Raw genomic sequence first — 16,318 nt, forward strand, 5'->3', positions numbered from 1 at the left:
AAATATTCATCGTTTTCCTCCATGCGTTTGAGCCCTGGCATTTGTACTCCATTATGCGGAAAAATTCTATAAATGCATTATAATTACACTATAAACGAAACATGAAACAGCTATTTATCCGTACGCTATCGATGACAGCTATCCTGTTATTATTGAATAAATCCACTTTGTTGGCACAAATAATACAACAGTTGCCTGGAAAATGGTATACAAACAGTATTATCCGCGAGGAGGGATCAGACACCCTGAGTAAACAACTTATGGAATTTATCGTTGGCAAGAACAGTTTCAAACAGCTTTCCGCTAACCACCGGTTTGTTACGTTTGATAACAATGCTTATAGCTATGGCACCTGGGAATTGAAGGAAAATACCTTGCGACTGATTACCGACCGATCGGGCGGTGTTTTTACCTACAAAGTACAAAAGATTGCGGGGGATGAATTGTTGTTATTAATAGATCATAAATATATTCATTTCGTAAAAGCGAAAGATTCACTGGCAGCTGACCAAAAGCCAATTCCCAATAATACCACGCGGTTCACCGCCTCAAAAAGCCAGCTTGCGAAAAAATGGTATTATTCAAAGACCATAGAGCCCGCTGAAAAACCAGCACCCCCTTCGTTATTGGGGGATCCATTAAAAAACAGTTGGTATGAACTAAGGGAAGATGGCACCTGTACCCGAAAATTTACAAAAGCGGTAGAAGGCAACTGGGAACTAACCGATGGCGGGAAGCGGCTGTTAATAATAGACAGCAACGGTGTTGGACAAGCATGGGACATTGTAAAAGTTTCAGACAGGCAATGCATACTTCAAATGCCCAATAGTAAATCGCAACGCGTTTATAGCACCCTACAAATTAGCCAGGGAAAAAATCAATAGGCAATTGGTAGAGGTCTTTAGCCCTTTTATCTGTTCCTTTTTACCATCAATAACCTCTGATCTTCGGCGTTGAACATAATCATAAGTCAGATAGTTGACTAGGCTTTCGTAGAGATTGAAATCGAAGGAATCAAAGTGCCCCGTTATTTCTGCGACGAGTGAGAATAATGAATTAAGTTTTGTGATTGGTCATTTTCCTTGCTGGTTGGCAAACAAGATCGCATTTTAATGCTAACCAGCAATGAGCAGAGTATTACATTTGTCTAAATTTTCAGAAAGACTACTTTCTGTTATTTTTCTTCGCCGATCGGTCTAAAAGCTTCGAAATGATCAAAAACAATGCTATCGCTGCACCAAAAACAGCACCAGATTTCTCATCAAATTTTACACTCTTATGCGCATATGCTATAACCCCTGAACTTCTTATGAATAAAATAAATGCTAACATTGTTACAATATAGTAATTTTTATCACTATATCATGTCTGGGTAAAAGCCTGCCTCGATTTGTACAGAAAGCGCGATGTCAATGAGAATATTTTCCATACATCAGAGAACGCTTGTTTTCCCCCTTTATCCTGGTCTTGAACAAAGAATTGCGCAAAAGCATATTGCTGCTTATTTAGGTATTACGCCTGTATTTTTAAGCATGCTGCGCAAACGTCTCTGATAAATTAAGTACATCACTATCTGACGCCATCAGGTACCCAAATAAAAAAGTGGGTGTATCGTACTTCTGACACACCCACTCCCGCATTACTGTAAATACTTGCATGTACGTAGGATCAGACTACCTGTTTCAGCCGGAAGCTGGCAACCAGGTGGTGCACTACGTTCGTCTTATCTTTATAGTATGCCTCCAGAGAACCTTCAACATACCCACCTATCATCATATCATATCTTGTGAAGGTGACTTTAAACGTTCTATTATAATCTACCTCATAAAGGACATTATTCACACTGAGTTCGGTAAGGTTCAGGAAGGTACCTGTGCCGCTGCCACTGGTGGAGAAGTCCAGGCCCATTGTTGGATGCGTTTGATCGTCCTGGCAGGAGACATCCGTGGTCCCTTTCCAGTAGTAAGACGCTAAAAAGGAATTACCTGGAGTCGCCGCATCTCCTGTGATATTGTATTCAACATCATCAATGGAGTACTTCAGAAAGAGATTAGTGGCAGACTTACAGGTTGTAAGATGCACAATATTCTCTTCATTGGTGATCAACAGTGCTGCGGTGTCAGGACCAGGCACCGCATCGTTGCTGGCGTTCATCAAAAAAATCGCCCTGACGTCACCTGTTACGTAGGCGCCACCATATTGCCCATTGGTAACAGGCAAATACCAACGGCTGTTGAGGGGCTGGCAAATAGCCGTTACCGTTCCACTTTGTATAGGCCCACCACCGCAGTTGATTGCCGTTCCCTTTACAGACGTAATGTAAGGGGATGACGCAGGCAGGATGATTTCCTCATCCATGCTGGAGTTGAACGGCCCCCGCAGCACAAAAGGAGGAGGTCCGTCACTGAGACTGCGCCAGCCAAGGAGAATATCTGCTGTCAGGTTTTCATGGGCCGGTAAAAAACAGATTGCATTGCCTTCTGCATCTGTACGGGCAGATGCTACTTCGTTATCCCCGCTTTTTACCCGCAGAATGGCATTAACCACCGGAAGACCATTTGAGGTACGTACTTTAAACGTCTTATACATACCGTCCACAAGTTCGCCAAAGCTCCAGATACCTCCCTGATGAATTTCCTTTGTATAGAAATTCCCCGTCTTTTTAGCATACCCTTGCTGCACCCACTGGTTATTTAAATAGAGCCAGGTGGCTATGCTGTCAGGCGCCGTAGAGCGCAGGCCGGCCGCGATCGGATATTGCAATGTGAGCTTCGCCAGGATTTTATAGGGAATATCAAGCAGAAACACACCAAATGACCGGAGGTACCATCTATGCCCATCCACGTCTGCCTTAAAAGACGGATTGGTGATGGAAAAAGCGGTGGCCGTTGGGTCCAGCATTGCATACGCCGGACTTGATGCAACAATTCCGGGCTCTTCAAATGTATTGGCGCCAAAAGTTAACTTCCCGTCTCCTGCCAGTGCCCATTCCCCCGCGTCGGTGGTAAACACCCGGTCAAGGTATGTGCCGCGAACATTGTTTACATCCACGTTGTTCCGGGAAGAGCCAGTGAGAGGAACATTGCGCGCAGTAGCGAGAAGGCCCAGATAAGGATCTGGTGTTAAGTCAATATTGCAATCATATTTTTCAACCGATAGTGCCGTGTTCGTTGAGTAACCGCTAAACGCATAATCAGTAACAGCACCATTTATTTTAACGGACATTGGATCCCCATACTGGCCATTCATTTCCGCATATACCGTAACAATAGCGCTGACAGGAGTCGCAGGAGGTATTGGGTTATGATCAACAGGCGGCTCATCGGGGATATCGTTATTGGGCTTGGGTTTACTACAGGCCATTATTAATAATGAAATAATCGCCAGGGGATAAAGCAATTTCATAGATGGGCTTATTTTACCTTTTAGAGGTAAATATAGTTCTAAATATGTAGAAAACTACTGCTATCGGGGAGGATAAACACAGGGACAAACTACAAACTGGCCTTTATTTCATCCAGCGGCAAAGGCAATACTCAACTTTTATAACGTTTCCATAAAGCATAACGTTGATTGCAAGTTCAACTATGGCCAAATTATTGTGACTTTGACGAAGGTGTTTTAGGCATTTATGAACCTGGGCTGCTTCTAAAAGAAGCTGCTCGGACAATTACTACTGATACCATTACTTCTGTTGATATTCTGTTGACGGTTAGAAGACAACCATGGGATCGATTTTAAAGTTCGTTATTTGCTAATACTAGTTTTTTCGGCTGGTTCAATTTTCGCTAACATTTTTTTATGTTTCTTTCCCCAGTCAGGTGGAACACGCGGAATGAGCCGGGCTATTGTAGAGCGCCTGGCAAAAGTCTTTTAAAATGGATGAGAGAAGGGCTTTTGTTAAAATTGCTACCTTTACAAAATGACTGAATTCAGCTCTATTATACAGAATGTCTCTCGATTCATCACCTTGACAAAAGAGGAAGAGCAGCTTTTTACCTCTTTGTTACGTATTCAAAAAGTCAGGAAAAAACAGTTCATTGTTCAACCTGAGTATGTTTGCCAGTACAGAACCTATATCACCACAGGTGCATTGCGAAGTTATTTTGTTGGTAATGATGGACAGGAATATACCATTGCACTGGCTATAGACGATTGGTGGATTTCGGATTTCACCAGTTATATTAACCAGGAACCTGCCACACTTTTCGTAGAAGCGGTGGAAAACTCAACGCTTATTCAGATCAGTTACCAGAACGAGCAAATGCTTTATGAGAAGGTGCCAAAATTTGAACGATTCTTCCGCATACATTCACAACGAGGTGCGGCCGCTATTCAAAAAAGGATGCTATGGAGCATCAGCAAGACAGCTGAAGAACGGTATGAAGAAATGCAAAAGACATACCCGCAGTTTTTACAGCGTTTCCCTCAGTATGTGATCGCCTCTTACCTGGGAATGACAACTCAGTTCCTCTCCCGGATAAGAAATCAGAAATTAAAAGGATAGGTTTTATTATTCTTTTATTGGCTGTAACCCGCTTCAAAAAAGTTAATCCGGTTTAACCGCTTTTTGTAACCTGCCAGATATTTTAGTATGGAATATTGCCAGAATGTTGTGATTCCAGGTAACTCCTATCATGTATGACGAAACTTTAATACCATTACTTCTTTTTTTTGTCTGTTTACATATTGACAATAAAGCCGGGAGAAATCGGGCGTCGCTATTTACAGCCCCATGCAAAAAAGTTAAACTAGTTTACGCTTATTTCTTCCGATAGTTGATTTTTAAAGGCTCCCGTTTGGAAGAGTTTTGTGTTATCAACTAATCAAAAAGAAAATTAAGATGAAGAAGTTAGAGAACAAAGTAGCAGTGATAACCGGAGCTACCAGCGGATTGGCACTTGCAACAGCACAATTATTTGTTGCTGAAGGCGCATATGTTTTTATCACAGGCCGTAGGAAAAAAGAACTGGACGAAGCCGTTAAAACAATCGGACACAATGTTACCGGTGTTCAGGCCGATTCCGGAAAACTGGAAGACCTCGACAGATTGATTGACACAGTTGAGAAAGAGAAAGGAAGGATCGACGTATTGTATGTTAGTGCAGGGATAGGTGATTTTGGCGTTCCTATTGGTACTGTTACAGAAGAAATATACCAAAAAACTTTCGACGTAAACGTTAAGGGAACCATATTCACGGTTCAAAAAGCGCTTCCCTTGCTGACAGATGGCGGTTCGATCATTATGACGGGTTCGATAGCAGGCATAAAAGCCTTTCCGGGAATGGGCGTTTATAGTGCCAGTAAAGCTGCCATCCGATCGCTGGCAAGAACATGGACTGTAGACCTGCAAGCTCGTAAGATCAGGGTAAATGTCATCGCACCTGGACACACAGACACCAATGTATTCGCCGGTTTTTCCCAGGAAGTATTGGACGGACTTGCGAAATCAGTTCCACTGGAAAGAATGGGTAAGCCCGAAGAAATTGCCAAAGCAGCCTTATTCCTGGCGTCAGACGATTCCAGCTATATCGCCGGTACAGAGCTGTATGTTGACGGCGGTGCAGCGCAGATATAACGTACACCACGGAACAGTTCATAGTATTTCCATTGACAAATTATTCAAACAAAAGACAATGAAAAAATTAGTAGATAAAGTTGCCGTTATTACCGGTGGCAGCAGCGGTATCGGTTTGGCCACAGCCAAAAAATTCGTAGAAGAGGGTGCTTATGTATTTATTACAGGCCGGCGTCAGGCCGAACTGGACAAAGCTGCAAAAGAAATCGGTAGCAATGTGACAACAATACAAGGCGACATCGCCAATCTGGATGACCTTGACCATCTGTATGCCGTGATAAAAAAAGAAAAAGGGCATCTTGATATCGTAGTCGCCAACGCCGCATTTGTAGAAGTAGTTCCTACCGCTGCCGTAACACCGGAACACTTTGACAAGACATTTAACACGAACGCAAGAGGGTCTTTCTTCACAGTGCAAAAGGCGCTCCCTATTCTTAAAGACGGAGGTGCTATTGTAGTGGTTTCATCAGGGGCGCATCAAAAAGGCATCGCCATTTATCCCACTTACTCCGCCACAAAAGCGGCGGAAAGATCTTATGTGAGAACATGGGCGACAGACCTTATGCCACGCAAAATCAGGGTCAACACCGTGAGTCCCGGGCCTATCGAAACACCTATTATTGACCTGCAGTTCGGGACAAAGGAAAATTCTGACGCCATGAGAAAGACGTTTTCAGAAATGACGCCTATGGGCAGGATGGGTGAGGCAGACGAAGTAGCGAATGCGATCCTGTTCCTGGCCTCTTCAGACAGCAGTTTTACAACAGGAGCCGATATTCCAGTTGATGGCGGATTAACGCAGTTATAATGTAAAAACAAAAAGCGGGTGAAGTGGCGATTGCAGCACTTCATCCGCTTTTACAAAGACAATATTCAACCTTGTTATCTGTTCGCCTGCATGCTTTTTCTCTGTAATTGCTTGATTCCATGTCTGCGCAGTATCCGTGACACCCTGAGTAGCAAATTCATTGAATTTTGGAGATTGGAGGCGCTTACCAGGATATATTGGCAGGAAGGAATATGCGATTACCCTGATGTAGATGGGAATCTCCCGAAGATCAACGCATCCCCCGGAAATTCCCATCTACATCAAAAGTAATACGGTAGTCGCGTCTGGCGGTACGTATCATCACATACCACTCCTTTACATGTACCGCTTTGATCTGGCTGAAGTAGACATGTTGCGTACGTTCCACCCCTTCGATTGCTTTTGTCTTCTCCCATGCAATATCATAGACTTTCTTTGCTGTGCTGAACTTTATTTCGTCCAATGGCATTAAAAGCATTTTAAGGGGAAAATGGGGGTTACTGATGATCTTCACCGGCTTTTGTATTTCCCATTCACCATTGCTGTAGGTATAGGTATCTACATTTTCAGGGTTATTCGGATCCTGGAGGTCGACAGATATCATGCCTCCCCGGTAATCATAAAAGTAAAGGCCTGCCAGGAAGAACAGTTTTTTCCCTTTAAGACCAGGCATATTATATAGCGCCTGTTGAATGCTGTCAAGCATTGCACCACTTTCGAAAATGCTGTTGAAGTTCTGCTCAGAACTGGATGAAAATACGCTTGACGATGAAAACGTAATAGACGATGAAGCACTATTACTATCAGTTGGGGCAGTTTTCCTCTGCGCCACCGGATGCAGGGTTTCATCAATACTTTTTCGCAGCTCCTTACATGAGGTCATAAAAATGACACCCAGCAGGATGACAAATGTGCTATAACGTGAGGTCATCATAAAATACAATTTTCTCCGGTTTATCAGGAAGATACATGATCTCTTTAGGTCCATTATCGAGTTTATGAATATCAAGTAGTGAGACTATCTTTTTACAGACTGTTGTACGCCTGTACCCCGTTTGGTCAGTATATTCAATTTCAAATCGTACCTGCGGCTGTTCATTAATGTACATGCCTGTCTGTTGATAGCTCAGGACGGTACCAGTGGTCTTAATACCGTACATGATCATCCGGAGCGGTTTGTCTGTCTCGCCGGACGCCTTACCGATAAAGCCCAAAAACACTAATATCAATGCACCAACGCCGATGTTTATGAGGGGTACAGAAATCCATGGATGTGACAGTCGCAAAAAACGCCAGCCAGTTCCCTGACTTTCCTGCATATATGCAAAAACGGGATAAACAATAGCGGCTGCTAACAGTAGGAGCAGAATGAATGAATACAGTATTACGATGCCCCTGTTCCTCGATACCTGTAGTGCTTTCGGAACAAATACAGCTTCTCCTCCATTCAGACCAGCGCTCATATCAATCATGTTGCCCGCTTCAAAACGTCTTTCGTACGGCCTACTATCGTTCAATTCGTAGGAGATCTCTACAGGAGTCCCTGCCAGGTTCCTGAATGCGAGTCTGAGGTCGAGCGTCACAGCGTCGTGTATCACGCCGACCTGCGTTTTGCGGATAATTTCTGCCGTAATGGTAGTACCTTCTCTGGCTGTTCTCTCCAGACGATACTTATCAGTAAATACCAGTTTAATAAAAAAACGAAGATATAGCCCGATAGCAACCAGCCAGGTGACCACACCAAGGCCCAGGTACAAAAAAGCAATCGTAGCGCTGTCTTGTGGCGGCTCCTCCGCACTCTCGGTATAATACAGGAAAGTCGGCAGTACCACCGTAAAGCCAAGTGTATACAAGGACCAGAAAGAAATACCGAAGGCCGGTTTTATCATAATGATATGTTTGTCTCGTTACCTAATGCCTGCATTCTGCTAACCGGGGGTAAAACGATCAGCTAATAGTATGATAGTTTAATGGTGGCATTATTACTGGCACAAAGGTGAGCAGGTGTTCTTTTAACAGCAAATACCGGTCTCCTACCGAATATCTACTATCTGGCAGAAGTGTGTCTACAAAACGTCTACAAATTTATTCATCTTATTGATATAGAATAAAATACACGTCTCACAAGGCACATTATTGTAGACGGTTTTAACTCCTGTCTGGTCGATTTATAGTAAATTGTAGCATGAAATCCTTATTGTCGCTACTTATCTGTCTGACCTGGTCAGCCAGTTTTGCCCAAACAAGGCTGTCTGATAGTCTGCAATCAGTTATAGACCGCCCAAACTTAAGCGAGCAGGAGAAGCCCATCTTGTTAAACCAGCTGGCCGAGTTCTACCGGGTCAATAAAGAATATAAGAAAGCAATCGAGGCCGCCCGGAAGAGTATTGTAATCGCTTCACGTAATAAGAATTATACTGATGCGACCAAAGCCTATCTGCTGCTATTAAATAGTAAAATCGGCGCACAGGAGCTTGATCAGACCAAACAGTTGACCGATACGCTACTCCTAACAGCAAAGAGGACTGATAACCCTGTTGCAATGGCTTATGCTTACTACGGACAGGCATTATTTTATAAAGCGCTCGAACATCCTGACTCTTCGATGAAGTACTGTCAGATGGCACTGACGATACAGGAGAAGCATCCCGACGCCTATATCGCTGCCAAGATCTATTATCAGTTGTACGCGATTCATTCCAACTGGAACAATGGCGGTAAAGTATACCAATATGCCAGCTTAGCCCTGGAAAATGCTTTAAAAACCACCGATTATACGCTCCTGAGCAATTGTTACAATGCGATGTCAACAGCGCATGAATACAAGTATGAAGAAAATCACGACAAGGCAACACTTGACAGTATCTTATATTATCTTAATAAATCACTTGACCTCTATACACGCTATCCAGGTCAGGTGAACAACTTTGCCTACGCCATCAGCTGTATTAACGCCGCCAGTTATTATCTGAGGTTTGCTGCTCCGGACGACAGCAAAGCACAGACGCAGGGCATTTATTATGCAAATAAAGCCAGGACAGTGTTAAAAGATGCCCCCAATAGCCAGGAAGTGATCGCGAGCAGCCTGGGTATTTTGAGCGAATATGCCAGAAGGGATGCCAGGTATACGGAGGTAGAACGCTATCTGCTGGAAGCCTATGAGGTGATGCTGACCCAACAGCCTCCCTATTACTATACCATGATCAATGTGACAAAAGGCCTGGCCGATTTCTACGAAAGCCGGCAGGACTATAAGAAAGCCTACAAGTTTCAGCAGCTTGTAACTGAATATAGCAACAGGAATTTTGACCAGCAAAAGGCACTGAAGGCACAAAAACTGGAAATAGAATATCAAACAGAAAAGGCCAATAATGAAGTACGCTTTCTGAAAGAGCGCGAGAAAAACCGGCAACAGAAAAACTTTTTGTACACCTGTGTCGCTGTCGTCTTTGCCCTTTTCCTATTGTTTATGTTCCGTTCCTATCATTTCAGATTACGCTACTCATTGCAACGTGAAAAACAATTACAACTGGAGAAGCAGGATTCAGAGTTACAGCTGAAGCTGGAAAAGGAAGAACAGGCACGACTGAAAGCAGAACAGCAACTGCTGGAGATACAGCAACAGCAACTGAAAAAAGAAGTAATGGCGAATGCGCTGCAGCTGGAACATAAAAATCAGGTGCTGCACAACCTGAAAGATAAACTGTCAGGCGGAGATGACGTGAATATAAAGAAGATGCTGAAAGAAGAAATGGTCCTCGATAGTGATTTTGATAAGACCAAATTACAGATCCAGCAGGTACATGCCGACTTCTTCCAGTTATTGAATGAGAAAGCACAGCGAAAGCTTACTTTACTCGATCTTAAACTCTGTGCTTATCTCTATCTTCAGATGGATACAAGGCAGATTGCCCAGTTAATGCATGTGGAAGCCAAAAGTGTCAGGATGAGCCGCTATAGGATCAAGCAGAAATTGGGATTGGAGAAAGATGATGATCTGAATGCGTTTTTGCAGGGGTTAAAGGAAAATGTTCGCAAGCTTGAGTCTTAGTGCGTTGTATTGTAATCAAATTTGTATGACATTTCTGCTTTTAGGCGATTAAAGTAAACCACATCAAACCTTTCAGGCTATAGCGTACTGGGGGGATGATTTTTCAGTCGCTCAACCGGAATAAAATTTCCATTTGGGATAAATTTAATGCGCGCATTAAATTTATTTTCCTTTAATTTGAGTGATAATTGTAACCCTTAAGTACCCTTAAATGTGAACCCACTATGAAACCTATTGTTCGTTACTCATTTTTAATCCTACTGGCGTTAGGAATTTTTCAATCTTCTTTACGGGCACAAAGCATCAGCGGTCCTACTACTGTATGCGGTGGTGTAAAATACCGTTACACGTTCAGCGGCACCAACTGCGGTGTTTCGAAATGGGAGGTTATTGGTGCTACGATAGGAACGTGGGGAAGCACCTTCGTAGACATTACCTTTCCCAAAGGCACTAGCGAAAGGTCGTTTAAAATATTCGCTGATTATACTTGTACTTTAACAGGCTTAGGTACAACCACGCTGGATGTCGTTGCAATAGGTCAGCATGACCCTTTCATCAGGGGAGTAATAGACGTACCCTGCACTTTCCAGGGCGCACGTACCTTTCAGATGCCACAGCCACAGGCCGATCAGAATATTACCTGGGCGAATAACGCTGGCTGGCCGGTTGCCGCAGGCCCCAGTGGTCCTGGAAACTCCAGTATTAGTTACAATATTAATAATGCCAACCCGGGCACAGTGACTGCTTTTACTTATAATAATGCCTGTTCTGCTTATCCTCAGAATACGGATATGTTTAGCGTAACGAGGTCCAATCCTTTAGCAGCACTAACATTTACTGCTACCAGCCCCACAGGCATTTGTAGCACTTCGCCCGCTACGGTAGCGGTAAATCCGATATCGCCAGCTCCTGTTGCCTACCAGTGGTATACCGTACCAGCCAATGTGCTGAAAATAAACGGAGGTTCCTACAGCAGTGCCAGTGCGCCCTTATCAACAACCACACCTTCCGTAACAGTAACGGCATTCTCCAGTACACTGAATGGTGTAGCTGCCACACTTTATGTGAGCGCTATATATGCCAGCGGATGTAATACCCCTGTTGCTTCGAGGGAGTTGAAGGTCGCCAACGCAGCTCCTGCGTCGCCTACGCTTACTTCTACCCTCATTTCCGGTCCCGACGAGCCATCTGAGTACCAGTTTACCGCCACGGCAGTAAGCGATGCCACATATAACTGGTATGTGAGCAGCACATTAACAGAAACCTCCAGCAGTAATACTTACCGTAGGTATTTTCCCTGCAGGACAAGTGCAACAGTCTATTGTACCATTACCAATCAATGTGGCACTTCAGGGCCAAGCAACAGCGTTACAAGAACGGGCGGTTGCAGAGATCGGGAGAGCGTTAGCAATTTCACAATCTCCCCCAATCCGGCAAAAGGAATACTGTCTATATCGGCAGATCAGCCACAGACAAACAAAACATCCAAATTAACAACATCAACACAAGAGATCAGGGAAGTCAGGATAATAGCGCAGAATGGAAATATCATAAAGGTTGCGAAATTTGGAAGCGGTACCCACAAGGCTACGATGGATCTTAGCGGGATCTTACCAGGTAGTTACATCTTACATATCTTTACTGGTAAGCAATGGGAAGCTAAGCAGGTTGTTATACTGGAGTAAAAACAATATGCGGTTATATCCGCTGGTATCTCATGAGAGGAGTTTTAACAGCGTTATTGACTTTGTTAAACAACGGAGCCTGTATCAAGAGTATGATACAGGCTCTTTTCATTCGGGTACCTGATGAAGCCAGGTAGTCATTTAAGCAATTCCCAGGATGCTCATTCATTTTACATCCTCGTAGTCTATCTACGGACCAGATCGATTATTATCAGCATCAATCTGAAAGTTATTCTAAGTCTGCTCACCTAAAACCCCGATCTGCAGCTAAGTGTCGCCTCCGCCTGCACCCTAAATCCAGGTTGAAAACCAATTCCCTTCCCTGCATGTATCACTACATTCTGGTTAGTCATCAACGTTTTCCCTGACACCCGGATCATTCCTTCTGATCTATACAGGTATTCACTTTTGAAATCACTGGCATTATCGAAGGGAATAGTAATGTCGTTTTTGACGTTAAACCCGGTTGGAAGAATGCTGTACAGGTGATTGTCGTTGCCGGTAAACAAACTGCCATTGGGTGCTATGATTAACCGGTTACCAGTGAGGTAACCACTGGCATCGCTAATTGGTATTGCAGGGAAAGTGGTTGCCCCTGGAGCTACCATTGTCAGAGACTGCTTTCCCGCCTCTGTGTTTAACACATAGACATTGTCATTGGCATCCATCACCAGTGCACTGGCCGGATTGAGCCCTGTAATAGCTGCGGTAGATTGTTTGGTACCGTCTGACAAAGCATAGGCTTCTAATCGACCGTTATTAATGATAAAGACCTTATCAGTTCCTATTACAGGTTGTGAAATTATATTATCAATACCTGTTGTAACGCTATCGATGATACGACCATTGTTAGCATTCATGATATAAAATCTGTTCCCCTTTCTCTGGTTATTGGTAACACAAAGTCTGTCATTTTTTACCGAAGGAACGGGGATGTCCGTTGTAAAAGTGCCTCCAATATTTGCATCCCATTTTAGACTACCATCAGCACTGTTCAATGCAACAATCTTTCCATTAGCACCGTCGTAGACATAGACAATCTGTTCTGCTTCATTCAGTGCTGCTGTGCCGAACCTATTTGTGACCAATGTATAGCTCCATTTAAGCTTGCATTCCGGCTGCGGTGTATAGGCATAAAACCCTTTATCCGTTGAGACGTAAATACACCCATCGAACCCGATAACAGGAGGCGCAGTTGCCTGTGCGTTATTTTCGAGTTGCTTTGTGAACATCACCTGCAGGTTATCGGGATTCAGTACATTCAATGTTCCGCCGGTACTTCCACCTATGCAATAAATATTGCTTTTCCTGTCTGCTATCGGTCCATATTTCACCAATCCTATGACGTCCGTCGTAGTTTCTGCCAACAGGTTGCCCTGCTGAGACAATGTACGGAGCCTGGACCAGGTAGACCCTGATGCCTGATAAGCCATTACAAGCTTGTCGTCATTCAGCAAAGGATCGGATTTAATGTAATTGGCATCCACAGGACTAAATACATTGTTTAGTTTAAACCCCGTTGCTATAGCATTGGATTGCCAGCCCAGCATAGCGGTGTGCTGCGCGTCATATTTGTATTGCGGCCAGCTTTTCTTCCTGACCTGACTAAAGGGCATGTGGTAAGAAACAAGCAGTTTCGGTTGCCTGGACATATAGTTAGACCTTTCTGTATAGTAGCGGTATGTCTCTGCCTCTTCTGCTGCAAGCATGCAGTAGAAGTTACCCTTCCGCTCTGATACCCAGGTAGCTGCGTTTGTGATATCAGGTCGCAGGTGTATGGCCTGAGCGGTGTCGGTTTTGGCTACCAGGCTCAGGGCGATACTGGAGGCGTCTGCGATGTTTATCACCTGGTTATTCCTTGCGGCACTGAGCTCATACAGGTTTACTCCCTGTTCAAAAACGGAGGATGTATTCTTTACATTTTTCAGATAGATCAGTAGATCCACTGTGTCAATAATAGCGCCTTCTGGTATGGAAGCCAGACTGAATTGCAGATAAGCGGAGTAGTCATGATTGACTTTCCTGCCTGCAGTAGAAGATGAGATATAGAAGTAATTATCGTCACTGCAAAACGTTTTGGTATCCGTACTGACAGCGCCATCAACTGGCCGCTGTGTTTCTGTTTTGTTTGGAAGGATTACCGCTGTTCTGGTATCGTTATAGTACTGCGCAACTACACCTGATGTAGCCAGTAGTACGATCATCATTATCAGACTGGCCTGCACGCCGGCGGACAAGATACGTCTGAAGTTTATGAAGCTTATTTTCATTTTCAGTTATTTTTGGGGTAGATAAAGCTTTGTCTGTGTCTACAGATTTCTCATGGTTCGGGGCATGAATAGTAAAGTTTGGATACAGCGATATTGCCCTTTGATATATAGGCAAATATGACCGTCCATACACATCCATTGAATCCAATTGTGGCCGTAGCAAAACTACGTACGCTCTCGAATATAGCCGGGAACTCCGGCTTTGTGACGTTAGTGATCGGGGTCCATGTATAGTAATTATTGCCTGTATCAATGCCCTTTATCCATCTGGATGTTAACTTCCTTTCACTCTCGCTGTCACTCTCACTGCCACTGATGTCGCTTGATATGATGTAGCGGTAGGTACCACCGGGGTCGGTATTGCTATTTTTGTTTGTCCTTAAATAACAGATAGAGGCGCCTGCAAGCCAGTCTTCGCCATAAGAAAGATCGGCTGTACCATTACTGTTCCTGACTTTCTTCCAGCCGGACGACGATCTGTATACCCATAGATCATTGAGCGTGCTGCCATTATATCTGGCAGCCCCTCCACCAATCCAGATGCTTTTGTTCTTATCGATGTCAGTTTGCACGGTGACAGCAAACTGGCAACGTTTAGGGAATGTAATATCTGTAGGTACTGCTATCCAATTGATACCATCAAAGCGCCATACATCATTCAGCCCGTTACCATTTTTATCTGCCCCGCCAATCACCCATATGTTGTCGTTACCATTTGCATCAGGATAGACTACACATGCATGCATACAACGTGGCTTCATCGCCGCAGGCAGTAAATCCTCGCGGAATCCCGTGTGGAGATTGATTTTCGAGATCGTATTTTTACACACGCTGATGTCTGCTTTACTGCCACCTACAAAGTACAGTTCTTCGTCTCCGAAATGCAGACAGGGACAATGAGCGAGTTCAGGGGGAATCGTCAGCATCACAGGTACCCTATCACCATTGCTATTTATAACTGTGATAAAATGTGGTCTCCAGCTCATACCATCGCCTGACTTCCAAACGGATGGTGGTGCAGCAGGATCTGTCTTTTTCTGCATAATCGCCCACATATTATCATCAGATTCATTTAACACAAGGTCGAGCAAGGTATACTGCTCCATGACATAGATTACATTGCCGTCTACCTCTGTTCTCACCTCCCAGGTAAAATTATCCAATACGAACCATGCAGGAGTATCGGTTGTAATAACATCAGCCACTGTATTCTCAAGGGCTTCCATTGCGCCATTCCTGGCGTGCAGATAAAAGGGTGGACATGGGGATGATCCCGGACTGCCCAGCCCAAAATTGCTACTGAAGCTGAAGGGCTTTGTTTGATCTGTAACGGTTTGAAAGTGCATAGTTTTTCCCAGGCTGTCTTTCAATTCACAGGTACTGGCATCGATCGTCTCGTATGTAATGGTGATATCATTGCCTGGCCTGATAATAGAAGGATTGATCCTGAAACTGTTAATAACAGGCTTCTTCTCAGACACAAATATGGTTTCGGGAATGTAAGTACCCGCAATCAGCACGTTAAATTTGTTTTTCAATTTAAAGGCGATTTCTGCAGATGGCGGAAACTGCTGATCTTCTTTCTTGTATAGGTCATTGATGCAGAACTCGATCCGGTTATTATAATCTGTAAGGCTGATTGGTACATCAAAGCTAAACCTGATCTGACCGGCAGACAGTCCGCCAATAGGCCCTACGCTGCTGTGAGAGGAGTTCGCGTTCAAAGGCGTCGTAATGGCCGGCTTTACACCACTCCACTCCACAATGTCCGCCAGCATCAGCAGATCCACGTCTATATGCTTAATCAACGCGCTACTGGGTGGATCGTCACACGTAACAGCAAAACTTACATCTGCACTCGTGTTTGAAATCGTATTGTCAATTATGATTAAACTGAATTGGGGCATAATATTATTGGGATTAAAT

The 16,318-nt window shown here is 44.0% G+C and carries 11 protein-coding genes; 6 read left to right on the forward strand and 5 right to left on the reverse strand.

Annotated elements, in window-relative coordinates:
* Positions 1 to 101 precede the first annotated feature (101 nt).
* The gene (locus BLR32_RS11020) at positions 102 to 884 is read left to right on the forward strand and encodes a hypothetical protein (RefSeq protein WP_089831541.1); all 783 of its coding nucleotides are present in this window, start codon (positions 102 to 104) and stop codon (positions 882 to 884) included.
* Between the two features lie 784 nt (positions 885 to 1,668).
* Here BLR32_RS11020 and BLR32_RS11025 read toward each other — a convergent pair.
* Positions 1,669 to 3,405: a hypothetical protein gene (locus tag BLR32_RS11025; protein ID WP_143011434.1), complete on the reverse strand. Its 1,737-nt coding sequence runs from the start codon at positions 3,403 to 3,405 to the stop codon at positions 1,669 to 1,671.
* A 517-nt stretch (positions 3,406 to 3,922) separates the two neighbouring features.
* On the opposite strand from BLR32_RS11025, the gene BLR32_RS11030 reads away from it, so the two are divergent.
* From BLR32_RS11030 to BLR32_RS11040, 3 genes are all read left to right on the forward strand, one after another.
* Entirely contained in the window at positions 3,923 to 4,507 is a 585-nt protein-coding gene (locus tag BLR32_RS11030) for a Crp/Fnr family transcriptional regulator (protein WP_089831546.1), read from the forward strand.
* Positions 4,508 to 4,843: 336 nt separating this feature from the next.
* Positions 4,844 to 5,578 carry an SDR family NAD(P)-dependent oxidoreductase gene (locus tag BLR32_RS11035; protein WP_089831547.1) on the forward strand — a complete coding sequence of 245 codons (735 nt, stop codon included), beginning with the start codon at positions 4,844 to 4,846 and terminating at the stop codon, positions 5,576 to 5,578.
* Positions 5,579 to 5,636: 58 nt separating this feature from the next.
* Positions 5,637 to 6,386 carry an SDR family NAD(P)-dependent oxidoreductase gene (locus tag BLR32_RS11040; RefSeq protein ID WP_089831549.1) on the forward strand — a complete coding sequence of 250 codons (750 nt, stop codon included), beginning with the start codon at positions 5,637 to 5,639 and terminating at the stop codon, positions 6,384 to 6,386.
* Positions 6,387 to 6,636: 250 nt separating this feature from the next.
* On the opposite strand, the gene BLR32_RS11050 is transcribed toward BLR32_RS11040, so the two are convergent.
* Together BLR32_RS11050 and BLR32_RS11055 are read right to left on the reverse strand one after the other, a co-directional pair.
* Positions 6,637 to 7,320, reverse strand: a complete 684-nt coding sequence (locus tag BLR32_RS11050) for a hypothetical protein (protein WP_143011435.1) — start codon at positions 7,318 to 7,320, stop codon at positions 6,637 to 6,639.
* Positions 7,301 to 8,275, reverse strand: coding sequence for a hypothetical protein (locus BLR32_RS11055; RefSeq protein WP_089831554.1), 975 nt, complete (start codon positions 8,273 to 8,275; stop codon positions 7,301 to 7,303). The genes BLR32_RS11050 and BLR32_RS11055 overlap by 20 nt, the downstream gene beginning before the upstream one ends.
* Positions 8,276 to 8,571: 296 nt before the next feature.
* Here BLR32_RS11055 and BLR32_RS11060 point away from each other — a divergent pair, with 296 nt between their 5' ends.
* Both BLR32_RS11060 and BLR32_RS11065 read left to right on the forward strand, forming a co-directional pair.
* Positions 8,572 to 10,437 (forward strand): helix-turn-helix transcriptional regulator, encoded by a 1,866-nt coding sequence (locus BLR32_RS11060; RefSeq protein ID WP_089831557.1) that lies wholly within the window; start codon positions 8,572 to 8,574, stop codon positions 10,435 to 10,437.
* 224 nt (positions 10,438 to 10,661) lie between these two features.
* Positions 10,662 to 12,122 carry a T9SS type A sorting domain-containing protein gene (locus BLR32_RS11065; protein ID WP_089831559.1) on the forward strand — a complete coding sequence of 487 codons (1,461 nt, stop codon included), beginning with the start codon at positions 10,662 to 10,664 and terminating at the stop codon, positions 12,120 to 12,122.
* A gap of 248 nt (positions 12,123 to 12,370) precedes the next feature.
* On the opposite strand, the gene BLR32_RS11070 is transcribed toward BLR32_RS11065, so the two are convergent.
* The gene (locus BLR32_RS11070; RefSeq protein ID WP_089831561.1) at positions 12,371 to 14,392 is read right to left on the reverse strand and encodes an outer membrane protein assembly factor BamB family protein; all 2,022 of its coding nucleotides are present in this window, start codon (positions 14,390 to 14,392) and stop codon (positions 12,371 to 12,373) included.
* A 50-nt stretch (positions 14,393 to 14,442) separates the two neighbouring features.
* The gene (locus BLR32_RS11075; RefSeq protein WP_089831563.1) at positions 14,443 to 16,299 is read right to left on the reverse strand and encodes a Kelch repeat-containing protein; all 1,857 of its coding nucleotides are present in this window, start codon (positions 16,297 to 16,299) and stop codon (positions 14,443 to 14,445) included.
* Positions 16,300 to 16,318 lie beyond the last annotated feature (19 nt).

Source organism: Chitinophaga filiformis (assembly GCF_900102545.1).
In the GTDB taxonomy this organism is placed as follows: Bacteria; Bacteroidota; Bacteroidia; order Chitinophagales; family Chitinophagaceae; genus Chitinophaga; species Chitinophaga filiformis.

Bases quoted from the DNA above. Each gene is read 5' to 3' on its own strand.
- BLR32_RS11020 (WP_089831541.1), top strand. From the start codon at position 102: ATGAAACAGCTATTTATCCGTACGCTATCGATGACAGCTATCCTGTTA.
- BLR32_RS11025 (WP_143011434.1), bottom strand. From the start codon at position 3,405: ATGAAATTGCTTTATCCCCTGGCGATTATTTCATTATTAATAATGGCC.
- BLR32_RS11030 (WP_089831546.1), top strand. From the start codon at position 3,923: ATGACTGAATTCAGCTCTATTATACAGAATGTCTCTCGATTCATCACC.
- BLR32_RS11035 (WP_089831547.1), top strand. From the start codon at position 4,844: ATGAAGAAGTTAGAGAACAAAGTAGCAGTGATAACCGGAGCTACCAGC.
- BLR32_RS11040 (WP_089831549.1), top strand. From the start codon at position 5,637: ATGAAAAAATTAGTAGATAAAGTTGCCGTTATTACCGGTGGCAGCAGC.
- BLR32_RS11050 (WP_143011435.1), bottom strand. From the start codon at position 7,320: ATGATGACCTCACGTTATAGCACATTTGTCATCCTGCTGGGTGTCATT.
- BLR32_RS11055 (WP_089831554.1), bottom strand. From the start codon at position 8,275: ATGATAAAACCGGCCTTCGGTATTTCTTTCTGGTCCTTGTATACACTT.
- BLR32_RS11060 (WP_089831557.1), top strand. From the start codon at position 8,572: ATGAAATCCTTATTGTCGCTACTTATCTGTCTGACCTGGTCAGCCAGT.
- BLR32_RS11065 (WP_089831559.1), top strand. From the start codon at position 10,662: ATGAAACCTATTGTTCGTTACTCATTTTTAATCCTACTGGCGTTAGGA.
- BLR32_RS11070 (WP_089831561.1), bottom strand. From the start codon at position 14,392: ATGAAAATAAGCTTCATAAACTTCAGACGTATCTTGTCCGCCGGCGTG.
- BLR32_RS11075 (WP_089831563.1), bottom strand. From the start codon at position 16,299: ATGCCCCAATTCAGTTTAATCATAATTGACAATACGATTTCAAACACG.